The organism is Vibrio sp. V04_P4A5T148 (assembly GCF_963875605.1).
GTDB classification, from domain to species: Bacteria; Pseudomonadota; Gammaproteobacteria; order Enterobacterales; family Vibrionaceae; genus Vibrio; species Vibrio anguillarum.
Map to the genome: position 1 here is coordinate 1 of NZ_CAWNMS010000063.1, position 22,426 is coordinate 22,426.

Annotated in this window: 20 protein-coding genes; 13 read left to right on the forward strand and 7 right to left on the reverse strand. The window is 45.8% G+C overall.

Annotated features, from left to right (window positions below):
* Together pta and AACT18_RS13390 are read right to left on the reverse strand one after the other, a co-directional pair.
* Nucleotides 1–1,990 (reverse strand): phosphate acetyltransferase (gene pta, locus AACT18_RS13385; protein WP_094146635.1); only part of this gene is annotated, 1,990 nt, incomplete at its 3' end.
* A 172-nt stretch (nucleotides 1,991–2,162) separates the two neighbouring features.
* A complete protein-coding gene (locus AACT18_RS13390) occupies nucleotides 2,163–3,359 on the reverse strand; it encodes an acetate kinase (RefSeq protein WP_013856499.1) in 1,197 nt (398 codons plus the stop codon).
* Nucleotides 3,360–3,707: 348 nt separating this feature from the next.
* Between AACT18_RS13390 and yfbV the strand changes: the two genes are divergently transcribed.
* From yfbV to AACT18_RS13410, 4 genes are all read left to right on the forward strand, one after another.
* The gene (yfbV, locus tag AACT18_RS13395) at nucleotides 3,708–4,160 is read left to right on the forward strand and encodes a terminus macrodomain insulation protein YfbV (RefSeq protein ID WP_094124689.1); all 453 of its coding nucleotides are present in this window, start codon (nucleotides 3,708–3,710) and stop codon (nucleotides 4,158–4,160) included.
* Between the two features lie 358 nt (nucleotides 4,161–4,518).
* The gene (locus AACT18_RS13400) at nucleotides 4,519–5,484 is read left to right on the forward strand and encodes an ABC transporter substrate-binding protein (protein ID WP_013856501.1); all 966 of its coding nucleotides are present in this window, start codon (nucleotides 4,519–4,521) and stop codon (nucleotides 5,482–5,484) included.
* Between the two features lie 59 nt (nucleotides 5,485–5,543).
* Complete coding sequence (locus AACT18_RS13405) at nucleotides 5,544–6,488, forward strand: ABC transporter permease (RefSeq protein ID WP_094124690.1); 945 nt, start codon at nucleotides 5,544–5,546, stop codon at nucleotides 6,486–6,488.
* The gene (locus tag AACT18_RS13410) at nucleotides 6,485–7,279 is read left to right on the forward strand and encodes an ABC transporter ATP-binding protein (protein WP_010319725.1); all 795 of its coding nucleotides are present in this window, start codon (nucleotides 6,485–6,487) and stop codon (nucleotides 7,277–7,279) included. Before AACT18_RS13405 ends, AACT18_RS13410 begins: the two co-directional genes overlap by 4 nt.
* A gap of 101 nt (nucleotides 7,280–7,380) precedes the next feature.
* On the opposite strand, the gene dusC is transcribed toward AACT18_RS13410, so the two are convergent.
* Nucleotides 7,381–8,337, reverse strand: a complete 957-nt coding sequence (gene dusC, locus AACT18_RS13415) for a tRNA dihydrouridine(16) synthase DusC (protein ID WP_088718024.1) — start codon at nucleotides 8,335–8,337, stop codon at nucleotides 7,381–7,383.
* A gap of 116 nt (nucleotides 8,338–8,453) precedes the next feature.
* Here dusC and AACT18_RS13420 point away from each other — a divergent pair, with 116 nt between their 5' ends.
* From AACT18_RS13420 to serS, 4 genes are all read left to right on the forward strand, one after another.
* Nucleotides 8,454–9,056 (forward strand): YecA family protein, encoded by a 603-nt coding sequence (locus tag AACT18_RS13420; RefSeq protein WP_094124691.1) that lies wholly within the window; start codon nucleotides 8,454–8,456, stop codon nucleotides 9,054–9,056.
* Nucleotides 9,057–9,246: 190 nt separating this feature from the next.
* Nucleotides 9,247–9,849: an outer membrane lipoprotein chaperone LolA gene (lolA, locus tag AACT18_RS13425; protein ID WP_047687948.1), complete on the forward strand. Its 603-nt coding sequence runs from the start codon at nucleotides 9,247–9,249 to the stop codon at nucleotides 9,847–9,849.
* 30 nt (nucleotides 9,850–9,879) lie between these two features.
* Entirely contained in the window at nucleotides 9,880–11,229 is a 1,350-nt protein-coding gene (locus AACT18_RS13430; protein WP_026028684.1) for a replication-associated recombination protein A, read from the forward strand.
* 102 nt (nucleotides 11,230–11,331) lie between these two features.
* Nucleotides 11,332–12,639 carry a serine--tRNA ligase gene (serS, locus tag AACT18_RS13435; protein WP_013856507.1) on the forward strand — a complete coding sequence of 436 codons (1,308 nt, stop codon included), beginning with the start codon at nucleotides 11,332–11,334 and terminating at the stop codon, nucleotides 12,637–12,639.
* Nucleotides 12,640–12,718: 79 nt separating this feature from the next.
* On the opposite strand, the gene bioA is transcribed toward serS, so the two are convergent.
* Nucleotides 12,719–14,008, reverse strand: coding sequence for an adenosylmethionine--8-amino-7-oxononanoate transaminase (gene bioA, locus AACT18_RS13440; protein ID WP_094123342.1), 1,290 nt, complete (start codon nucleotides 14,006–14,008; stop codon nucleotides 12,719–12,721).
* 134 nt (nucleotides 14,009–14,142) lie between these two features.
* On the opposite strand from bioA, the gene bioB reads away from it, so the two are divergent.
* The 4 genes from bioB to bioD are packed head-to-tail and all read left to right on the forward strand — an operon-like array spanning nucleotide 14,143 to nucleotide 17,819.
* Nucleotides 14,143–15,195 (forward strand): biotin synthase BioB, encoded by a 1,053-nt coding sequence (gene bioB / locus AACT18_RS13445; protein ID WP_013856509.1) that lies wholly within the window; start codon nucleotides 14,143–14,145, stop codon nucleotides 15,193–15,195.
* Nucleotides 15,167–16,330: an 8-amino-7-oxononanoate synthase gene (bioF, locus tag AACT18_RS13450; RefSeq protein ID WP_094124692.1), complete on the forward strand. Its 1,164-nt coding sequence runs from the start codon at nucleotides 15,167–15,169 to the stop codon at nucleotides 16,328–16,330. The genes bioB and bioF overlap by 29 nt, the downstream gene beginning before the upstream one ends.
* A gap of 2 nt (nucleotides 16,331–16,332) precedes the next feature.
* Nucleotides 16,333–17,136 carry a malonyl-ACP O-methyltransferase BioC gene (gene bioC / locus AACT18_RS13455; RefSeq protein WP_094124693.1) on the forward strand — a complete coding sequence of 268 codons (804 nt, stop codon included), beginning with the start codon at nucleotides 16,333–16,335 and terminating at the stop codon, nucleotides 17,134–17,136.
* Nucleotides 17,133–17,819, forward strand: coding sequence for a dethiobiotin synthase (gene bioD, locus AACT18_RS13460; RefSeq protein ID WP_038148451.1), 687 nt, complete (start codon nucleotides 17,133–17,135; stop codon nucleotides 17,817–17,819). The genes bioC and bioD overlap by 4 nt, the downstream gene beginning before the upstream one ends.
* Nucleotides 17,820–17,880: 61 nt before the next feature.
* Here bioD and dsbB read toward each other — a convergent pair whose 3' ends face one another.
* Together dsbB and nhaB are read right to left on the reverse strand one after the other, a co-directional pair.
* A complete protein-coding gene (gene dsbB / locus AACT18_RS13465) occupies nucleotides 17,881–18,420 on the reverse strand; it encodes a disulfide bond formation protein DsbB (protein ID WP_013856513.1) in 540 nt (179 codons plus the stop codon).
* 75 nt (nucleotides 18,421–18,495) lie between these two features.
* A complete protein-coding gene (gene nhaB, locus AACT18_RS13470) occupies nucleotides 18,496–20,085 on the reverse strand; it encodes a Na(+)/H(+) antiporter NhaB (RefSeq protein ID WP_013856514.1) in 1,590 nt (529 codons plus the stop codon).
* A 655-nt stretch (nucleotides 20,086–20,740) separates the two neighbouring features.
* Between nhaB and fadR the strand changes: the two genes are divergently transcribed.
* Complete coding sequence (gene fadR / locus AACT18_RS13475) at nucleotides 20,741–21,580, forward strand: fatty acid metabolism transcriptional regulator FadR (protein WP_010319711.1); 840 nt, start codon at nucleotides 20,741–20,743, stop codon at nucleotides 21,578–21,580.
* 53 nt (nucleotides 21,581–21,633) lie between these two features.
* On the opposite strand, the gene AACT18_RS13480 is transcribed toward fadR, so the two are convergent.
* On the reverse strand, nucleotides 21,634–22,426 hold a 793-nt coding region (locus AACT18_RS13480; RefSeq protein ID WP_094146634.1), incomplete at its 5' end, for a Card1-like endonuclease domain-containing protein.

Below are 22,426 nucleotides of genomic sequence, written 5' to 3' on the forward strand. Positions count from 1 at the left end.
TGTAAGTTGTATTACCTGTGTTTAGGTCAGGGAAGACAAATACCGTTGCTTTACCAGCGACTGGAGAGTTTGGTGCTTTAGAAGCCGCCACGTTTTCCATGATTGCAGCATCGTATTGCAGAGGACCGTCGATAATAAGATCTGGACGTTTCTCTTGAGCAATGCGTGTCGCTTCACGCACTTTATCTACATCAGCACCTTTACCTGATTCACCCGTCGAGTAGGAAATCATCGCCACGCGCGGGTCAATGCCGAATGCCGCCGCAGAATCGGCCGATTGAATCGCAATTTCAGCAAGCTGTTCAGCATTTGGATCTGGGTTGATGGCGCAGTCGCCGTATACCAAGACTTGATCAGGCAATAGCATGAAGAAGATAGAGGATACAATCGAGGCATTTGGCGCGGTCTTAATGATTTGGAATGGAGGAACAATGGTGTTGGCTGTGGTATGAACCGCACCAGAAACCAAACCGTCAACTTCATCCGCTTCAAGCATCATTGTGCCAAGGAATACTGAATCTTGCAGTTTTTCACGAGCCACAACTTCTGTCATGCCTTTTGAACCACGCAGCTCAACCAAGCGAGCAACGTAGTTTTCGCGCACTGAGTCAGCATCGATAATTTCAACGCCAGCACCTAACTCAACACCTTGCTGCGCAGCAACGCGGCGGATTTCATCAGGGTTACCAAGTAGAACACAAGTCGCAATACCGCGCTCAGCACAAATAGATGCCGCTTTTACTGTGCGTGGTTCATCCCCTTCAGGAAGCACAATACGTTTACCTGCACGACGAGCATACTCAGTTAACTGGTAACGGAATGCTGGCGGGCTAAGGCGACGAATACCTTGCGTGCCCTCAGTGAGCGAATTAATCCAAGGGCCATCGATGTGGCTAGCAACATGATCGCTGATGAACTCGATACGTTCTTTATCGTCAGCTGGAACTTCTAGGCTAAAGCTTTGTAGGTTGAGTGACGTTTGCCAAGTGTTACCTTGCGCTTTAAAAATAGGCAAGCCGCTTTCAAAGGCTGGTTTACATAGGTTCACAATCTCTTGTGGCATGTCGTAACCGCCAGTCAGCAGCACCGCACCAATTTCAACGCCATTCATTGCGGCCAGAGAGGCGGCAACAATCACATCAGGACGATCGGCCGATGTTACTAAGAGTGACCCTGGCTTAAAGTGCTCAATCATGTGTGGCAAAGAACGCGCACAGAAAGTGATGCTCTTAATACGACGAGACTTAATTTCACCTTCATTAATGATTTCAGCTTTCAGGTGTTTGGCCATATCAATAGCACGAGTCGCGATAAGATCGATACTCCAAGGCACGCAACCTAACACACGAATTGGGCTAGTGTTGAAGATCTGCATCACTTCTAAATTGGCTTGTTTCGCGCTATCTGCATCATCAAAAATTTCTGATAAGTCAGGGCGAGTACGGCCTGCTTCATCAACAGGGGCATTAAGCTTGTTGATAATAACACCTGAAATGTTTTTATTTTTTGTTCCACCAAAGTTTGAGCACGCAACTTCAATACGCTCTTTCAACTGAGTTGGGTTGTCCGTTCCCGGAGTCGCGACAAACACAATTTCTGCGCCCAGTGTTTTGGCAATTTCTGCGTTCACTTGGTTCGCGAATGGGTGTTTGCGTGTTGGCACAAGGCCTTCAATCAGTGTTACTTCAGAATCTTTATTGATGTGGTTGTAACGCTCAACGACGGTTTCAAGCAACACATCCATCTTTTCGCTACCGATCAACGTTTCTGCCGCTGACATCATCATCGGTTCTGCAATGCTGATGTCGCTGTTGCGACCGATAATCGTTGAAGTGAGATCAGGTTGATCGCCACCCGAGCGAGGTTGTGCAATAGGCTTATAAAAAGAAACGCTAACACCTTTACGCTCCATGGCGCGAAGGACACCCATGCTCACGCTGGTAAGACCAACACCAGCGCTGATAGGGATAAGCATAATAGTACGGGACATGAGTAGAGTACCTCAAACTATTGAAATCAATCTAACCGAAACTAGATTGAAAAAGGAACAAAGCCCAACATGACCTTCTTTGGAAATAAGCCTGCTGACCTAAATCGCTAGAAACTAAGGGTTGAGCCCCGGTAAAAAACTGGCTAACTCAGAGAGTTAGCCAGAAAGTCAATTAAAGGCCTGCCAGACGAGCAGTATCTTCAGCAATCACTAGCTCTTCATTGGTCGAGATAACCATAGCTGGAATACGGCTGTTTGCCGTTGTGATCACACCTTCGCCGCCAAAACGTGCTTTTAGGTTTGCTGCGCTGTCGACTTCGATACCGAAGATAGCCAAACGGTTTAGTACCATTTCACGGATAGGGCCTGAGTTCTCACCGATACCACCAGTGAAGACGATAGCGTCTAGGCGACCGTCAAGGCTTGCTGTGTAGCCAGCCACGTATTTTGCTAGGCGGTGGCAGAACACGTCCATTGCACGAGTCGCTTCTTCTTTCTCACCGTAGTTATCTTCAACAAAACGGCAATCCGAAGTCACTTGAGTTAAGCCTTGTAGGCCAGACTCTTTGGTTAGCATAGTGTTGATTTGATCAACAGAGTAACCCAGTGCATCGTGCAGGTGGAAGATGATTGCAGGGTCGATGTCACCACAACGTGTGCCCATCACCAAACCTTCAAGCGGCGTTAGACCCATTGAAGTATCAACTGATTGACCGTTTTTGATCGCACAAACAGAAGCACCATTGCCTAGGTGACAGTTGATGATGTTAACTTCTTCAACTGGCTTGTTGAGTAGGCCTGCAACTTCACGAGTGATGAATAAGTGTGAAGTACCATGCATGCCATAACGACGGATACCATGCTCTTTGTATAGATTGTACGGAAGAGCGTATAGGAAAGACTCTTCAGGCATAGTTTGATGGAACGCAGTATCAAACACAGCTACGTTTTGAAGCTCAGGGAAGTTTTTCTTAGCGGCTTCGATACCGATGATGTGTGCTGGGTTATGAAGCGGTGCAAAGGTTGCAGCGTCTTGGATACCTTTCAGTACATCATCAGAAATAAGTGCAGATTGAGTGAACTGCTCACCACCGTGTACGATACGGTGACCGATAGCGCCAAGGTTAGCTTTAAGCTCTGGCTTAGAAGCAAGAATAGTTTCAACCATAAACGCGAGTGCTTCTTCGTGCGCTGCACCTTCGCCTAGTTGCGCTTCGTGTTTACCGTCAAGTTTCCACTTGATACGTGCTTCAGGAAGGTGAAGACATTCAGCAAGACCTGATAGGTGCTCAGCACCTGTTTCTGCATCGACAACAGCAAATTTAAGAGAAGAACTACCGCAGTTTAAAACTAAAACTAGCTTAGACATGTGTGACTACCTGTAATAATCGGTTAGGATAAAAATCATTCACAAGAATAGTAGAACCGTTGTGGAGCGCTACTAATCTTGGTCAATAAAACTTGAATTTCCGTATAATGAGACGGGGCTTTTAACGTAAAGTCGTCGATGCATTCCTTGCAGATTTCATCTCGGAGTTGCCTAAATTGTAAATAACGGCAACAATGAGATTGAGGGCTCGCAAAGAATAGCGATAATGGGCCAATATAACAAAAAAAAATTGAAATAATATTAACTTCTATCAATTTTTTACTAGATTAGTTGAATCATTAAACTATTTTTTAGTTGAATGGGCAGCATCGAGAGTGAGGGCGCGCTATGAATAACAAAGTTGGAATCGTTCACAGCCTGAAAGATGGTCAGAAATATATGGATGTTTGGCCTGTGCGCAAAGAGCTAGGCCTCATTTTTCCTGAGCAACGGCTCATTAAAGCCACGCGTTTTGGCGTGAAGGCTATGCCAGCTATCGCCGCAATCAGTGTACTGACACAGATGGTTTTTGAAAATACACAGGCGATGCCCCAAGCAGTGGTAGTGGCACTTTTTGCCATAAGCTTACCGCTACAAGGTATGTGGTGGCTGGGAAACCGCGCCAATACCCAACTTCCACCTTCGCTTGCTGGGTGGTACCGAGAGCTGTACCAGAAGATTGTCGATACTGGTTTTGCTTTAGAGCCAATCAAAGCGAAGCCGAGATACAAAGAGCTGGCTGCTATCCTCAACCGAGCATTCCGTCAGTTAGATGACGCCGCGTTAGAACGCTGGTTCTAGCCACCCAGGTAGCATGTGAATAAAAGGCAAAGAGGACTTCCGCAGTGAACTCCTCTTTGTTATTCAACTTTCGCCTTATTCTTATCTCTCTTTTTGTTACTTTACTGTTAAACCTCACTTCCCTTTAGCCTGAGTTACTGGTAATAATGTTGTCAGCGACGCTCAGTGCGCGTACATAAAAATATTAAAAACACAACATCCAACATGTATACCCAAACAATATGAAGTTGTAAGCAATCTGCAATGGGATGAATCCTAATGTGGCACAGGTTAACTGTGTTTAACGGGATGAGCGCATTTGCTAGCACTGCTACCGCTTTAAGTAGGAAGGGTATAATGCTTAAATCAAGGAGTTAAGATGAAAGCAGGCAAAGCCATTGTTACCGCCGTTTTTGCAGGAGCAGTATTACTCTCTTCCACAAGCATCATGGCCAAAACAGCGAAAGTCGCCGTATCGCAAATTGTTGAGCACCCAGCTTTAGACGCAACCAGACAAGGTTTACTTGATGGTTTAAAAGCAAAAGGTTATGAACAAGGCAAAAATCTAGATTTTGATTTTAAAACCGCGCAAGGCAACCCAGCCATTGCTGTTCAAATTGCGCGCCAATTTGTCGGGGAAAATCCTGATGTGTTAGTCGGCATCGCAACCCCCACGGCGCAAGCGCTCGTCTCTGCAACCAAAACTATTCCTGTCGTGTTCACGGCGGTGACCGATCCTGTCGGTGCTAAATTGGTGAAAAAACTTGAGCAACCGGGTAAAAACGTGACCGGGCTTTCTGATCTATCGCCAGTTGAACAGCACGTTGAGCTGATCAAAGAGATCATGCCAAACGTGAAATCTATCGGTGTAGTGTATAACCCCGGTGAGGCTAATGCAGTGAGCTTGATGGAACTGCTTAAATCGAGCACTCAAAAACATGGCATTAAACTTATTGAAGCGACAGCCTTAAAGAGCGCAGACGTACAAACTGCGACACAGGCGATTGCCTCAAAATCAGACATTATCTATGCCTTGATTGATAATACCGTCGCCAGTGCGATTGAAGGGATGATTGTTTCGGCAAACCAAGCTAAGACCCCAGTATTTGGCGCAGCAACCTCTTATGTTGAACGCGGAGCGATTGCTAGCCTTGGCTTTGATTATTACCAAATTGGCGTACAAACCGCGGACTATGTTGTCGCTATCTTGGAAGGCCAAGCACCGGGTAAACTGGATGTTAAAGTGGCCAAAGGGTCTGATTTAATGATCAACAAAACCGCAGCGGAAAAACTGGGCGTAACGATTCCTCAGTCAGTACTTGATCGTGCTACGAGCGTAAAATAAAGACCATTCAGAGCTAGAGCGAAGGCTTTAGCTCTGTTTAAGCAGAGAAAGGAGTTGTTATGTCTGCTTTTGCTTTTTTTGGTGCTCTAGAGATAGGGCTGCTGTACGGATTAGTGGCATTGGGTGTTTACCTCACTTTCCGTGTCCTTGATTTCCCCGATTTAAGCGTTGACGGCAGCTTCCCGATGGGCGCTGCGGTGGCCGCAACAGCGATTGTGGCAGGTATTAACCCTTGGGTAGCTACAGGAATGGCAATACTTGCGGGTGCCTTTACCGGTTGGGTGACTGCATTTCTTGCAGTTCGCTGCGGTATTTTGCATCTATTGGCGTCGATTCTCACCATGATTGCCGCCTTCTCCATCAATATTCGTATTATGGGACGCCCCAATATTGCTCTGCTTGGGGAGGAGACCATTCTTACGCCCTTTGAAGCCATGGGTGACTCGGTTTACATTCGCCCGCTGGTTGTGGGTGTATTGGTCTTGATGTCGGCCTGGTTTGTGGTGCGATTATTAAACAGTGACTTTGGACTTGGACTGCGTGCTACGGGCGTTAATGCCCGCATGGTGAGAGCACAAGGCGGAAGCACCTCGTTTTATACCTATTTTGCTCTTGCGTTATCGAATGGTTTTGTCGGTTTTGCTGGGGCACTGTTTGCGCAAACCAACAGTTTTGCTGATGTAACTTCGGGCGTAGGGACGATTGTCGTTGGCCTTGCCGCTGTGATCTTGGGGCAGACGTTGATCCCTGGGCGCCGGATCTGGGTTGCAGTGCTGGCGGTCATCGTCGGTTCAGTGCTGTACCGTTTAGCGGTCGCCTTTGCTTTGAGCTCGGGCATGTTCGGTTTGCAGGCGTCTGATCTCAACTTAGTTACTGCTGTGCTGGTGGCCATTGCACTGATTGCGCCAAAAATGAAAAGGCACTTCAAAGCAAAAAAGGGTAATTCTCCTGCTCAGAAGTCGGTTGTTGCTAAGCAGGATAAAGCGTCAGGAGAAACATTATGATTCGTTTAGAAGATATTCAAGTCACGTTTAACCCTGGCACAATTTTAGAAAATAGAGCGTTAAGAGGTGTTCACCTCGAAGTACCTGAACATCAATTTTTAACTGTGATTGGCTCAAATGGTGCAGGGAAATCGACATTATTAGGCGCTGTAACGGGCGAAACGCCCATGATGGCAGGCAAAGTACTCATCGATGAAGTCGATGTCACGCGCCAGAGCGTGGATCAGCGTGCACGTTTATGCGCTCGCGTGTTCCAAGACCCACTTGCCGGTACATGTGGCGATTTAACCATTGAAGAGAATATGGCTTTAGCCTACATGCGCGGCAAGCGCCGAGGGTGGGGGCTGTCACTTTCTTCATCACGTCGCAAGTTGTTTCAAGAGCGAATCGCTATCCTTGGTTTGGGATTAGAAGATCGTTTAGGCGATAACATCGGCCTACTGTCTGGTGGGCAGCGTCAAGCGGTTAGCTTAGTGATGGCAACTTTATCTGACAGTAAATTGTTACTGCTTGATGAGCACACTGCGGCTCTGGACCCTAGAATGGCGGCCTTTATCATTGATTTGACCAAAACAATCGTCAAAGAATTTAACTTGACGGTGATGATGGTAACGCACTCGATGAAAGATGCCTTAGCGTGTGGTGATCGCACTGTGATGCTTCACCAAGGTGAAATTGTTCTTGATGTGTCTGGTGAGCAGCGTGCCAATATGAAAGTGCCTGATCTACTGGAAATGTTTTCGAAAGTTCGAGGCGAAGAGCTGGCAGATGATAGCCTTCTACTCAGTTAATGGTTTTACTTCGTTATCACAGAGGGTTAGTTAACACAGTGGTTGACTAAGCATCAACAGGCTTTCTCGGCGTGAGGTTGAGAAAGCCTGAAGAAAACGCATCACAACGTGTTTTGTAACCGATCACGGTAACGCTGAATGTGCTCCACGATAGGTTCCGATTTGGTGAATGTCCTGATTTCGCGAAATAGCTCGTTAGCTTGAGGATATTCTTGACGCAAGTAGGTAAACCATTGCTTGACTCGGTTGGGATAGTAAAAGCCTTTATCGCCTCTAATTTCAAATTGCGAATAGCGCAGGAGCAGATCAACCACTTCATGCCAAGGCATCACTTTATGGTTATGTTTGACCACATTGCCTAAATTGGGAACGTTGAATGCGCCTCGACAAACCATCAATGACTCTACGCCCGTCGCTTTAATACAGGCTTGACCATCGTCATAGTTCCAAATTTCGCCATTAGCGATCAGAGGCAGAGACGTCTTCTGGCGTATCTGATTAATGTAATCCCACTTAATTTCACTGGCGCGATAACCGCCCGCTTTTGTTCGGGCATGAACTGTGAGCTCGTTTGCTCCAGCTTGTTCAATCGCATCGACAATTTCAAAGCAGTCGTTAGGGTCTTCCCAACCTAAGCGGATTTTAGCCGAAACAGGGATCGCTTTCGGTACCGCATCTCGGCATGATTTTACCACTTGATAAATCAATTCCGGATGTTGTAACAGCGCCGCACCGCCTTTGTGTTTGTTGACCGTTTTCGCTGGGCAACCAAAATTCAAGTCAATGCCGTGCGCGCCTAATTCAGCAACTCGTGCGGCATTTTCTGCCATCCAATGTGGCTCTTGGCCGAGCAGTTGAACGTGCACGGGAACACCTGCTTGTGTTTTTGAGCCTGTTTTCAGTTCAGGACAAAGGCGATAAAAAACGTGGTCAGGCAATAATTGGTCAACGACACGCACAAATTCAGTCACGCACAGATCGTAATCATTCATCTGGGTGAGCAGTTCACGCATCAAGTGGTCTAGCACACCCTCCATCGGGCCCAAAATTACACGCATCATCATTTCGCCTTAAAAATTCGAGGCGAGATTGTAGTGGTTACCGAATCAAAAGTCACTAAACGTAAGAGTTGGTATATAATCCCTGGTCAACCATTTTAACTGTACAGATTTTCATGACCTACTCATTGCTCTCTCTTCCTCAATCAGCTCCTCAATCCGCTCATTTTTTTGAAGGGGCTATTTTGGCATCCAATTTCGCCACTAAGCCGTTAGAACCCACAACCTGGCTAGAACCTTTAGTGGGGGAGCAAGTCAAAGCACTTGAACCAGCGGTGATGGCGCAAATTAATCTGCAATATAACTTGCTCAAACGTAGCGAATATTCGGCGTTAGCCTTGCTAGATAATGCGACTCAGTGGGCTGATTTTGCTGAAGGGTTTATGAGCGTCTGGCCAGTCGTTGAACCGCAATGGTTAGAGACTCAAATTGGTGATGGCAGCCTGCGCATGCTGCAAGCTTTGTTGACCACCTTCATGTTAGCCATCGATGAAACACAAACACAGCAGCAGATGAGCGAAGCGGGTTTTGCAACACCACCCAGTTTGAGTGATTTTGCTGAGCAGTTGGATGTCATGATCACTGAAGTGGCGTTAATGGCTGATGAATTAATGCTCGGCATGAAAACGCAGCGGGTTAACCTATTTAAAGGGATTGGACGCAATGATCCTTGTCCGTGCGCTAGTGGCAAAAAATTCAAACAGTGCTGTGGCCAGTAAAGTACGCCGCCTGAGGTTTAATCTCAACAAAACGCTGACAAACCCAAGCAAATAAGCCCTTATAAACGAGTTATTCTGATAAATAAGTTGTTCTGATAAGCGAATGCTTCTTAAGAGAAGAGGGCCTTATCAATAAACGTTATAGAAAACGTTATAGACAAAAAATTGTTATCCATGGAGTGTGGTAATCATGAAAAGAGTGTTAGCCCTGTTGCTGTGTAGTTTTTCTGTCGCTGTTTTGGCTGCGCCAAAAGACGAGTTGAGCCAACGCCTCGCGCTGAACGCTGGTTTTAGCGCTACCTTTGCCCAGCAAGTGATCAGCCCTGAAGGTGATATTGTGATGGAAGGTCAGGGGAAAGTTGATATTGTTCGGCCAAGCCTTTTCCGTTGGCAAACGACCGCTCCTGATGAAAACTTACTGGTGTCTGATGGTAAAACCTTGTGGTATTACAGCCCATTTATCGAACAAGTGAGTATTTATAATCAAGAACAAGCGACGGAACAAACTCCTTTTGTGTTGCTGACTCGTAATCGCGCCAGTGATTGGGATCACTACAAGGTTGCACAAAACGGTGATGATTTCACCCTAACGCCAACCGCGGTAGATTCAAACCAAGGGCAGTTTCAGATAGCGATTGATGAGAAAGGGATCGTGAAAGGTTTTAACGTGATTGAACAAGATGGACAGAAGAGTCTGTTTACGTTTAGCGATGTACAACTAACACCGGCCGCTAAAGCGCGTTTCACGTTCCAGATCCCGCAAGGTGTCGAGGTTGATGATCAACGTAATTGAAATAGGGACTAAGGCGTGAGTAACTACAGTGTGGGTAACTACAGCTTAGATTTTTCGGGTGATGAAGATTTCCGTCCGTTGGCCGCGAGAATGCGCCCTCAGACGGTTGAGCAGTATATTGGCCAGCAGCACATTTTAGGTGTGGGTAAACCCTTGCGGCGTGCATTAGAGGCTGGTCATATTCATTCGATGATCTTGTGGGGGCCGCCCGGTACGGGTAAAACGACCTTGGCTGAAGTGGCGGCGAATTACGCCAATGCAGAGGTTGAACGTGTTTCTGCGGTAACTTCTGGCGTTAAAGAGATCCGTGCTGCCATTGAAAAAGCACGCGAAAATAAAATGGCGGGTCGACGTACTATTTTGTTTGTAGATGAAGTGCATCGTTTTAATAAATCTCAACAAGATGCCTTTTTGCCACACATTGAAGATGGCACTGTGACTTTCATTGGTGCCACGACAGAGAATCCCTCTTTTGAGCTCAACAACGCTTTACTATCTCGTGCTCGGGTGTACAAATTAACCTCGCTGGCTAGCGATGAAATTTTGCTGGCGCTCAATCAAGCAATCAACGATGCCGATCGCGGTTTAGGTAAAGTTGCAGCGCAGTTTATGGATAACGTGCTCGAACGTTTGGCTGAATTGGTCAATGGTGATGCGCGCATGTCACTCAATTATCTTGAGCTGCTGTACGACATGGCCGAAGAGAATGCGCAAGGTGAAAAGCTCATTACGCTCAAACTGTTGGCCGAAGTGGCAGGCGAAAAAGTGTCGCGCTTTGATAATAAAGGCGATATTTGGTACGACCTTATCTCTGCGGTGCATAAATCGATTCGAGGTTCCAACCCCGATGCGGCGCTGTATTGGTCGGCCAGAATGATCGCAGCAGGCTGCGATCCACTTTATATCGCTCGTCGTTTATTGGCGATAGCTTCGGAAGATGTTGGCAACGCCGACCCAAGAGGCATGCAGGTGGCGCTCGCTGCTTGGGACTGTTTTACCCGCGTTGGTCCTGCGGAAGGTGAACGTGCTATTGCACAAGCGATTGTCTATTTAGCGTGCGCGCCTAAAAGTAATGCCGTGTATAGCGCGTGGAAGCAAGCCTTAGCTGATGCGCATAATTTGCCAGAGTATGAGGTGCCGCCTCATTTGCGTAATGCACCAACCAGTTTGATGAAAGATCTTGGTTATGGAGCACAATATCGCTATGCCCACGATGAACCGGGAGCTTACGCGGCTGGCGAAAGTTATTTGCCGCCTGAAATGAGCGATACACGCTACTACCAGCCAACAAATCGAGGGTTAGAAACCAAAATTGGTGAAAAGTTAGATTACTTGGCCAGTTTAGATGCAAAAAGCCCACAAAAGCGCTATGAAAAATAGTCTCTTTTCGTTATCTTTGTCGGGTTCAATTTTCTCTACGCGTCGCTCTTATTAGAAAGGGATGCAGGCGCGTTTTTCATAACTAAAAGCATAGGATTAGCAATGCTGGATTCTAAATTACTTCGCACTGAGCTGGATGAAACAGCTGCAAAATTAGCGCGTCGCGGTTTCAAACTCGACGTTGAGACAATTCGTCAACTTGAAGAACAACGTAAGTCCATTCAAGTAGAAGTTGAAAATTTACAATCCTCGCGCAACTCCATCTCCAAAGAAATTGGCCAAAAAATGGCCGCCGGCGACAAAGCGGGCGCAGAAGCAGTCAAGCTACAAATCGGCTCTCTAGGCAGTGACTTAGACGCGAAAAAAGCGCAGTTGAATGACATCCAAGCACAATTGGATGCGATTACTATGTCTGTACCCAACGTACCAGATGAATCGGTTCCTGACGGTAAAGATGAAAATGACAACGTAGAAGTTTCTCGTTGGGGCGAACCTAAAACTTACGATTTTGAGCTCAGAGATCACGTTGATCTTGGCGAAATGGCCGGTGGTTTAGATTTTGCTAGTGCGACTAAAATTACTGGCGCTCGCTTTATCGTGATGAAAGGCCAATTTGCTCGTCTGCACCGTGCGATTGCTCAGTTCATGCTGGACTTGCACACACAAGAACATGGTTATACAGAAATGTATGTCCCTTATCTTGTCAACGCTGACAGCCTGTTTGGTACTGGTCAGCTACCTAAATTTGGTCAAGACCTATTCCATACTGAGCCACTAACTGAAAAAGTGAATGATGAAGAGCCACGTAAATTGTCTCTTATCCCAACGGCTGAAGTACCGGTAACGAACTTGGTGCGTGACACCATTTCTGACGAAGCCGATCTGCCATTGAAAATGACGGCTCATACACCTTGTTTCCGTTCTGAGGCGGGATCGTATGGTCGCGATACACGTGGTCTTATCCGTATGCACCAATTTGATAAAGTCGAATTGGTTCAGATCACGCGCCCAGAAGATTCAATGGCGGCGCTGGAAGAGTTAACGGGTCATGCGGAAAAAGTGCTGAAATTGCTTGAACTGCCGTACCGTAAAGTGGTGTTGTGTGCAGGTGACATGGGCTTTGGCTCTCGCAAAACTTACGATCTAGAAGTGTGGGTTCCTGCGCAAGGCACATACCGTGAGATCTCCTCTTGCTCAAACATGTGGGATTTCCAAGCGCGTCGTATGCAAGCCCGTTTCCGTCGCAAAGGCGGCAATAAACCTGAGCTTGTACACACGCTGAACGGTTCAGGCCTTGCTGTGGGTCGTACTATGGTAGCCATTTTGGAAAACAACCAACAAGCCGATGGCCGTATTGCCGTTCCTAGCGTACTGCAACCATACATGGGTGGCGCAACGCACATCGGTTAATCATGATGCGTTAAACACAGTAAAAAAACCGACTTGCGAGTCGGTTTTTTTATGCATCAATATTCTATGTCGGTTCTATTTAAGCCCCATCGATTTGAAAGCATTGCGAATTTTGCAATGCCACCGCTACAGCGTTGATCAGTTTTTCAATGTCATCTACTTGGCTAATAAACGGTGGCATCACATAGATTAAACAGCCAAAAGGACGGATCCAGACCCCTTGCTCAACAAATAGCGCTTGAATGACTTCCATATTGACAGGGCGATGCGTTTCAATCACGCCGATAGCGCCCAGCCAGCGCGTCTCTTTTACCATCTCAAAACGGTTAAGCATGGGCAGTAAATGAGCAAATTGCGCTTCAATACGCTGGGTTTGCTGTTGCCAATCGCCCTGTTCGATGAGCTCTAAGCTAGCGCAGGCGACGGCGCACGCCAATGGATTAGCCATAAAGGTTGGCCCATGCATAAAGCAGCCCGCTTCGCCAGCACAAACCGTATCGGCGACTTGCTTGGTCGCCAGTGTGGCCGAAAGCGTCATATAGCCACCCGTTAAGGCCTTGCCGACACATAAAATATCAGGCGCGATATTAGCGTGCTCACAGGCGAAGAGCTTTCCAGTACGGCCAAACCCAGTTGCAATCTCATCGGCAATCAGTAGCAAACCATATTGATCGCAAAGTGCACGCACGCCTTTTAAAAACTGAGGATGATAGATACGCATACCGCCAGCACCCTGCACAATTGGTTCTAAAATTACCGCCGCAAGCTCTTGATGAGCGTGCATTATTTTCTCTCGAAAATCATCGAGATCGCGTTCATCCCACTCATCCCAAAAACCGCAAGTTGGCGAATCGGCAAAAATATGCTGCGGCAAAAAACCTTTGTAGAGCGAATGCATCGAGTTATCTGGGTCAGTGACTGACATTGCGGCAAACGTATCGCCGTGATAGCCATGACGTAAGGTGAGAAATTTCGCTCGTGGTTGACCTTTTGCATGCCAGTATTGCAGCGCCATTTTTAAACTGACCTCCACGGCGACGGAGCCAGAATCGGCTAAAAATACGTGCTCAAGATTGCTTGGCGCTAATGCCAGTAATTTTTTACAAAGCGTAATGGCGGGTTGATGTGTGATACCGCCAAACATCACGTGTGACATTTTATCAATTTGCTGATGCGCAGCGTAATTAAGGTGTGGATGGTTATAACCATGAATAGTTGCCCACCAAGAGGACATTCCATCAATCAAGCGTCGCCCATCTTCCAAATAAAGATGGACACCTTGAGCGTGAGTGACGGGATAACAAGTCAATGGCGTCAGCGTTGAAGTGTAGGGATGCCAGATATGTTGGCGGTCGAAGAGTAAATCCATGATCAGTCCATATTGCTGGGTTTGTTTAAAAATCAATCAAACGTAAACTTATGTTTTCTTTGTTTGTTGACAGTTTATCGCTTGTCAGTAGACTAGCCAAGCAACAAAATAATAAAACTGAATAAGGAAGAGATGTGGAAGTTCGTCATAACTGGACCGTTGCTGAGGTGAACGCACTGGTCGAAAAGCCGTTTATGGATCTACTGTTTGAAGCGCAGCAAGTACATCGTCAATACCATCCCAAAAATTATGTTCAGGTCAGCACGTTACTTTCTATTAAGACGGGGGCGTGTCCTGAAGATTGTAAATATTGCCCGCAGAGTGCGCATTACCGGACTGATGTTGATAAAGAACGGTTGATGGAAGTCGAGCGGGTGTTAGACGCGGCGCAAAAAGCGAAGCGCTCTGGCTCGACCCGCTTTTGCATGGGAGCGGCGTGGAAAAACCCGAAAGCGCGTGATATGCCTCTCTTGAAAGAGATGATTAGTGGCGTGAAAGAGATGGGCTTGGAAACGTGTATGACGTTGGGCATGCTAACGCCTGATCAAGCAAGTGAGTTGGCCAGTGCAGGGCTTGATTACTACAACCACAACCTAGATACCTCACCTGAATACTATGGCAACATTATCACCACCCGAACCTATCAAGATCGCCTTGATACCTTATCGCACGTGCGCGATGCAGGAATGAAGATCTGCTCTGGGGGAATTATCGGTATGGGAGAGAGCGCTAATGACCGCGCTGGCCTGTTGGTGGAATTAGCGAACTTACCAACCCATCCTGAAAGTGTACCGATTAATATGCTGGTCAAAGTGAAAGGCACACCGTTAGAGCAAGCCGAAGATGTCGAAGCGTTTGATTTTATTCGTCTGATTGCCGTTGCTCGGATCATGATGCCACAATCGGCGGTGCGTTTATCGGCTGGACGTGAAAATATGAATGAGCAGATGCAAGCGCTGTGCTTTATGGCAGGTGCAAACTCCATTTTCTACGGTTGCAAGTTGCTAACGACTCCTAATCCTGATGAAGATAGCGATATGCAGTTATTTAAAAAACTGGGTATCAATAGCCAACAAGTGAGCCAAAAACCGGATGAAGTTGCAGAAAGTGAGCTGCTTGAACGTGTCGTAAAACGGGTGGCAGCTCGTCCTACTAAAGATGATCTTTTCTACGATGCCAGCGTTTAATTCACGTATTTCAGCGGCGCTCAGTGCTCGTCACGATCTTGGGCTTTCTCGCTCTCTTATCGAGCTTGAGGGGGGTAACCAGGTTCGATTGTGCAAAGATGGCCGCCAGTATCTTAACTTTTCCAGTAACGATTACCTTGGCCTTGCGCACGACTCAGAATTGATTGCCGCTTGGCAGCAAGGGCTGAGTATGTATGGTTGCGGTAGTGGCGCGTCTCCTTTGGTCACAGGCTTTAGCTCAGCCCATCGCAACCTTGAATCTAACTTGTGTGAGTGGCTAGGTTATGAGCGAGCCATTTTGTTTGGCTCGGGGTTTAGTGCTAATCAGGCACTGCTGTTTAGCCTGCTCAATAAAGACGATTTGCTACTGCAAGATAAACTTAACCACGCCTCTTTGATGGAAGCAGGAATGCTTTGCGCAGCCAGTATGAAGCGTTTTCGGCACAACGATGTCACTCATCTTAAGCAACAGCTTAACAGCGATAGTCATACATTAGTGGTGACTGAAGGGGTCTTTAGCATGGATGGTGATTGTGCACCGCTGTGCGAAATCACGGATGCACTGCAAGGTGAAGCGTGGTTGGCAGTCGATGATGCACACGGCATCGGTGTGTTGGGCGAGGGTGGGGCCGGCAGTTGCAGTGCGGCAGGAATAAAACCACAGCTCTTAGTGGTGACCTTTGGCAAAGCCTTGGGGTTATCGGGTGCAGCTATCTTATGCAATCAAGAGGTGGGTGACTTTCTTACGCAGTTTGCTCGTCACCACGTCTATTCTACAGCCATGCCGCCAGCGCAAGCTTATGCAGTAACTCATGCTATTTCAATGGTCACTCAGCAGCCGTGGCGCAGAGAAAAACTGACTGAGCTGCAAGCTTATTACGCTGAATCCATGCAATGTTTCGATGGCTATGTTGAAACGCTAACGCCAATCAAACCCTACCTTGTTGGTGAGGCGCAAACAGCATTGAATATCGCCGATCAATTGCGACATAGCGGGTGTTGGTTGACCGCGATTCGCCCACCAACGGTGGCTCAAGGCCGTGCCCGATTGCGTATCACTCTAACCGCCAATCACACTATTGCTGACATAGAGCAACTAACCACACAACTGCAACGTGCGCTAGAGGAGAGCTGAATATGTCACAAACTCATGCCATAGAGATAAATACGCTGCATGACAAAGCCGCCATTGCCCACTCTTTTAGCCGCGCGGCAAAGCATTATGATGTACATGCCGCTTTTCAACGTGACGTAGGACACCGTTTATTGGGCAAAATGCCGCGCAGTCTAGTAGGGAAAAGAGTGCTCGATCTTGGTTGTGGTACGGGCTATTTTTCAGAGCAACTGCGGCGTAGAGGGGCGTATGTGGTATGTGCTGACCTCTCCAGTGAGATGCTAGTACAAGCTAAAATACGTTGTGGTGATGTTGGCGTCACCTACTATCAAGCAGATGCTGAGGCGCTTCCTTTCGCCAACGCCTCTTTTGATTACGTTTTTTCTAGTTTAGCGCTGCAGTGGTGTGATGACCTTGTTCTACCACTGCGACAAATTCACCGCGTATTGAAACCACAAGGGATGGCTTATTTTTCGACATTATTGGACGGTTCGCTGTTTGAACTGAAACAAGCGTGGACAAAAATTGATACACATCAACACGTCAATGATTTCATCACACTCAATCAGGTAAAAATTGCGTTAGCGCAATCTCACGGTTACCACCATCAACTAGACTTGCCTTCGATCACAGTTTGGTATGACAAAGCTTTTTCCTTGATGAGAGATCTTAAAGGAATTGGTGCAAATCACGTAAGTGGGCGCTCACAAGGGTTAACAAGCCGCAAGGCTCTACTGCAAATTGAGCAGGCATACCAAGCATTTCAAAACCATCAAGGTCTTCTACCTGCAACTTATCAGGTTTGTTTAGGGGTTATACATCGATGATTGATGCATTTTTTATTGCGGGTACGGACACCGACGTTGGAAAAACGGTCGCTTCAAAAGCGATTCTACAAGCATTAGCCGCCAAGGATTTGGTGACTATTGGCTACAAACCCGTTGCCGCTGGTAGCGAAAAAACGGAATTTGGCTTACGCAACTCAGATGCATTACATCTGATGAAAGCGGCAACCAAAGAGATGCCCTATGGTGATGTGAATCCATATTCTTTAGCGCTCCCTACATCACCACATATCGCCGCAAAACATGAACATGTCGAGATTGATTATGGCGTGCTCAGTAGCAAATTAGCTAAGCATAAAGCGAATGCTGACATTGTGTTGATCGAAGGTGCTGGTGGTTGGCGCGTTCCGATCTCCGATACGGACTGCTTGTCTACTTGGGTTAAACAAGAACAACTACCAGTGGTCTTAGTGGTAGGAATTAAACTAGGTTGCTTAAGCCATGCAATTTTAACAGCGGAAAGTATTATTGCCGACGGATTGAAGATTGTTGGCTGGGTAGCCAACCGAGTGAACCCAGGAACTGAGCATTACGCTGAAATTATTGCAATGTTGGAATCGCGCATTCCAGCGCCTAAGCTTGGTGAAATACCCTATGTGCCAACGGTAAAACGGCAACAAATTGGTAAGTATATTAATGTTGATCCGCTGCTTGCGTCAGAGTAAGCGATGTGAATCAGCCAAAAGGCATCTCTTAGCGAGATGCCTTTTTTGATCAAGCAGGTTATTACCGCAGCTTATTGACGGGGGTTTTCGCGAACTGAGCTAAAACAACAAAAGCGAGCACCAGCAAGTTAGCAGCATAGATGACCACTAGCCACTGTGGCATGGAAAGCGTTAAAAATTGCCATACCACTTTCGAACAGTCACCGTAAGCTTCGAACATCCAAGGTGCCCATTGATTGAGTGGTGCCCAGCTTGGAAAAGTGACAAATAAATCACAAGTGGCAAAAGGAGAAGGGTTGAATTGGTAATCCACATGTTGCAGAGCTAAAGTCAAACCTTTATAAGCACTGGCTCCCCAAGTAACGAGTCCAATCCAACGAACAATCGGATTATTGGGTGCGATTAAGCCAAGCAGAGCTGCTCCGCCAATTCCTAGCATCGCCACACGTTCATAAATGCACATCACACACGGTGCGAGCATCATGATGTGCTGAAAAAAAAGCGCACAAGCCTCAAAAAAAACCACAAAAAGAAGTAATAAAAACCAAGATTTTCTCGATTGAGAGAACAGTTTCAGAGTAGAAAAAAAAGTCACATTCAATACCTGTAAAGAATAAAAAGCCCTGATAGTTCAGAGCTTTTTAACTTAGATAAGTTTCATTATCAACCGAATATTTTAATGCCCGGCAGAGATGGCTTGAACTGCTTTGGCTGAATGGTGCGTAATCCACCCTAAGTCATAAAAATGTGCAGTCATGGGTTCAACTAAGAAGACAATGCCAAACAGACCAACTAATGCCAATACAATCGTGTAGGGCAGAGCCATGATGACCATTTTGCCATAAGAAAGGCGGATCAATGGTGCAAGTGCTGATGTTAATAAGAATAAGAAAGCGGCTTGACCGTTTGGTGTTGCTACTGACGGTAAGTTCGTACCTGTGTTAATCGCGACAGCCAATAAATCGAATTGGTCACGTGTGATAACACCTTCTAGTAGCGCTGTTTTGACTTCATTAATATAGACAGTGCCAACGAAAACGTTATCCGAAACCATCGACAAAAGCCCGTTAGCCACATAGAAGAGAGCAAGCTGAGCCCCTTTATCTTCAACATTCAACACAGCATCGATAACTGGTTTAAAGAGTTGTTGATCGATAATTACGGCTACGATGGAGAAGAATACCGCCAGCAGCGCCGTAAAGGGTAGGGCTTCTTCAAATGCTTTGCCTAGCGAATGTTCTTCTATCACACCAGTAAATGCTGTCGCCAAAATAATAACGGAAAGACCAATCAATCCCACTGCCGCTAAGTGCAGTGCCAATCCAACAATCAGCCAGACAGCAATAGCGCCTTGGATCCAAAGTTTTGCGACGTCTTGATTGGTTCGATTTTTGCGCTCAGCCGTGTCAAAATCGACCAGAATTTGACGAACGTTAGCGGGTAATTCTGCGCCGTAACCAAATAGCTTCAGCTTTTCAACTAACACACAGGTCAAAATACCACAGAGAAAAACAGGTACGGTTACCGGAGACATACGGATGATAAACTCGCCAAAAAACCAACCGGCTTGATCGGCGATGATCAAGTTTTGTGGTTCACCAACCATGGTCATCACCCCGCCTAAAGCGGTACCTACGCCAGCATGCATCAGTAGTGAGCGCAAAAACGCACGATAGTTTTCTAGGTCATCACGTGTTAGTTCTGAGATATGCTCATCTTGAGTATGGTCATGAGCGGAGCTTGTCCCTTGTCCCGATGCCACTTTGTGATAAATCGAGTAAAACCCGACGGCGACACTGATGACCACAGCAATAACTGTTAAAGCATCCAAAAATGCAGACAGGAAAGCAGCTGTAATGCAAAAGGCGACCGAAAGCATCGCTTTTGAACGAATACCAAGTAGTATTTTGGTGAAGATGAACAGCAATAGCTGTTTCATGAAATAGATACCAGCCACCATAAACACCAGTAGCAGCAGAACTTCGATGTTATTCACAAGCTCATGTTTTACTTGCTCTGCACTGGTCATCCCAATGGCGATAGCTTCGATAGCCAGTAAGCCACCAGGTTGCAGGGGATAGCATTTAAGCGCCATCGCTAGGGTAAAAATGAATTCAACCACAAGTAGCCAACCAGCAATAAATGGGTCGACCAAAAAGAAAACAATCGGGTTGATAATGAGAAAAGCAATAATGGCAACTTTGTACCAGTCAGGGGCTTTACCAAGAAAGTTCTTGAGAAAAGCGCTTCCGAGGGACATCGGCATGGGTAGTTCTCTTACTGTTGAGATGATAGACGCTGTCAGCTTATCTTTAATTCATTATGTGAAGTGGCCAAATAGAACGTGTTAAACACGAAAACAGTATCTATCGGCAATGTTCTAGCGAAACAACAAACCGTTTAGGGATTATGGTTTTACCAAGACACTCCTTGAGTGAGACAAGCAATCCTTACTTCGACCGTCACTCTACTCCGCAAGCTTTTTTAGTCAATAATAATCAGGTTATTGATAAAACACTTACCGATATTTTGGTCAAAAACGCGATCAAAGTTGGGTAAGCATAGCATAAGAGTTGTGAAAAATTCACGCCGAGCCGTATTTTGAAGCGGAGTTAAGGTAATAGGCATCTAAATGACTAAAAAGAGCGAATTTTGCAAGCTTAAATTGATTGTTTTAAGTTTATTAATGTGAGTTACATCTCTTTATTTTTTCTACTCTTATGAGTTCTTCCTTTTGAAGAACTGCTAGAAATTACCATTTCATTGACTCGGTATTGTTCATAAACAAGATGATTAAATTAGAGTTTAAGCTCTATTTTGTTTGTGATAACTTCGCGGATGGTTTGTTTCCGATAACGTTCAACTAGTGGTATGATGAGTCCCATTCGACCCAAATAAATAGAAAACTGGATAAGTACTTAATGGTCATTAAGGCAAAAAGCCCAGCAGGTTTTGCTGAAAAATACATAATTGAGAGCATTTGGAATGGTCGCTTTGCACCGGGTTCTATCTTACCTGCAGAGCGCGAACTTTCAGAATTAATTGGTGTAACACGTACAACGCTTCGAGAAGTATTACAACGCTTAGCCCGTGATGGTTGGTTGACTATACAGCATGGTAAGCCAACAAAAGTAAACCAATTTATGGAAACTTCCGGTTTACACATATTAGATACATTAATGACGCTCGATGCTGAAAATGCCACCAGTATTGTGGAAGATTTACTTGCGGCTCGGACAAATATTAGCCCCATATTTATGCGTTATGCATTTAAAGTGAACAAAGAGCCTGCCGAACGCACTATTACTAATGTTATCGAAAGCTGTGAAGCACTATTAAGTGCTAAATCTTGGGATTCTTTTATGGAGTTATCTCCTTATGCACAGAAAATCCAACAGCATATTAAAGATGATGGTGAAAAAGACGAATATAAACGTCAGCAAATATTGATTGCGAAAACCTTTAACTTTTACGATTACATGTTATTTCAGCGTTTAGCGTTTCACTCAGGAAATCAAATTTATGGTTTGATTTTTAATGGGCTAAAGAAATTATATGACCGAGTTGGCAGCTATTATTTCTCTAATCCAGAAGCACGCGAGTTAGCCTTGCAGTTTTACCGTGAATTATTAGCAGTATGTGAAAGTGGCAATCGTGAGCAGTTACCGATTGTGATCCGTCATTACGGCATTGACAGCGCTCACATATGGAATCAAATGAAAACAACGTTACCGACAAATTTTACAGAAGATGATCATTAGAAAATTCGTTTTACTGTAAAAAAAGCCCGTATGAAACGGGCTTTTTTTGTAGGTTAGATATCTTCGTTACCACCCGCTTCTTTAAACCAAGCGGCTAAATGTAATTTTAAATCTTTCAGTTCGTCTGGGCCGATTAAGGCTAACCCTAAATCTTCTGCACGAGTAATGTCATTATGGCGGAGTGGGCGAAAGCTCACGAGCATAGCGCGAGCTTGTAGGCCACCAAGCAAATCACGTAATGATTCTAGCTTATAAAGTGTATCATCGCCGTCATCACGCATACCTTTCGTTTTACATTCAATAATATGCAGTTTGTTATTCACCACTGTAGCGACATCGAGTTCATTTCTGACTTCTCGCTCACCTAATTGACGGTAGACTTGAACATTCAAAGAGCGATCTTGAATGGTTGGCATATCATCTTGGATCTGTCTTATTGTACTGTGCACTAATGTTTCTAACCATTCTCCATTGGAAAATCGGCGCGCATCTTCGTTGGCGAAGGTTAAAATGCCATTTTGATAGGTGGCGATTTGTGCTTCGACCAGATCGGTCAACAGAATATGAAGTTCACGATAGCCTTGTTGTTTTTCTGAAAGTGCAACATCTAGCCGCTGCTCTTTGCGGCACGTCGTCGCTAAATAGTTTAATGTGGCTAAACCAGGACCAAGTTCTAATGCATTACTTGCCCAGCGCTCGCCGAGTTCGTAAAGTTTTTGGTCAAGTTGTGGCGGAATATGATGCTCACTAAATTCACCCCGTGCACCAAAAATGGTTAAGTAATCTGAAATGGTAATGTGGTCTTGCACTTGGGTATTATTTTGACCATCGGGATAAAGCCAACAC

What these genes read in the sequence shown, in the direction of transcription:
- AACT18_RS13420 (WP_094124691.1), top strand. Translation starts at nt 8,454, where the DNA reads ATGACCTACTCATTGCTCTCTCTTCCTCAATCAGCTCCTCAATCCGCT.
- dusC (WP_088718024.1), bottom strand. Translation starts at nt 8,337, where the DNA reads ATGCGTGTAATTTTGGGCCCGATGGAGGGTGTGCTAGACCACTTGATG.
- bioA (WP_094123342.1), bottom strand. Translation starts at nt 14,008, where the DNA reads ATGGATTTACTCTTCGACCGCCAACATATCTGGCATCCCTACACTTCA.
- bioF (WP_094124692.1), top strand. Translation starts at nt 15,167, where the DNA reads ATGATCTTTTCTACGATGCCAGCGTTTAATTCACGTATTTCAGCGGCG.
- lolA (WP_047687948.1), top strand. Translation starts at nt 9,247, where the DNA reads ATGAAAAGAGTGTTAGCCCTGTTGCTGTGTAGTTTTTCTGTCGCTGTT.
- bioD (WP_038148451.1), top strand. Translation starts at nt 17,133, where the DNA reads ATGATTGATGCATTTTTTATTGCGGGTACGGACACCGACGTTGGAAAA.
- AACT18_RS13405 (WP_094124690.1), top strand. Translation starts at nt 5,544, where the DNA reads ATGTCTGCTTTTGCTTTTTTTGGTGCTCTAGAGATAGGGCTGCTGTAC.
- yfbV (WP_094124689.1), top strand. Translation starts at nt 3,708, where the DNA reads ATGAATAACAAAGTTGGAATCGTTCACAGCCTGAAAGATGGTCAGAAA.
- nhaB (WP_013856514.1), bottom strand. Translation starts at nt 20,085, where the DNA reads ATGCCGATGTCCCTCGGAAGCGCTTTTCTCAAGAACTTTCTTGGTAAA.
- AACT18_RS13390 (WP_013856499.1), bottom strand. Translation starts at nt 3,359, where the DNA reads ATGTCTAAGCTAGTTTTAGTTTTAAACTGCGGTAGTTCTTCTCTTAAA.
- fadR (WP_010319711.1), top strand. Translation starts at nt 20,741, where the DNA reads ATGGTCATTAAGGCAAAAAGCCCAGCAGGTTTTGCTGAAAAATACATA.
- serS (WP_013856507.1), top strand. Translation starts at nt 11,332, where the DNA reads ATGCTGGATTCTAAATTACTTCGCACTGAGCTGGATGAAACAGCTGCA.
- AACT18_RS13400 (WP_013856501.1), top strand. Translation starts at nt 4,519, where the DNA reads ATGAAAGCAGGCAAAGCCATTGTTACCGCCGTTTTTGCAGGAGCAGTA.
- AACT18_RS13410 (WP_010319725.1), top strand. Translation starts at nt 6,485, where the DNA reads ATGATTCGTTTAGAAGATATTCAAGTCACGTTTAACCCTGGCACAATT.
- bioC (WP_094124693.1), top strand. Translation starts at nt 16,333, where the DNA reads ATGTCACAAACTCATGCCATAGAGATAAATACGCTGCATGACAAAGCC.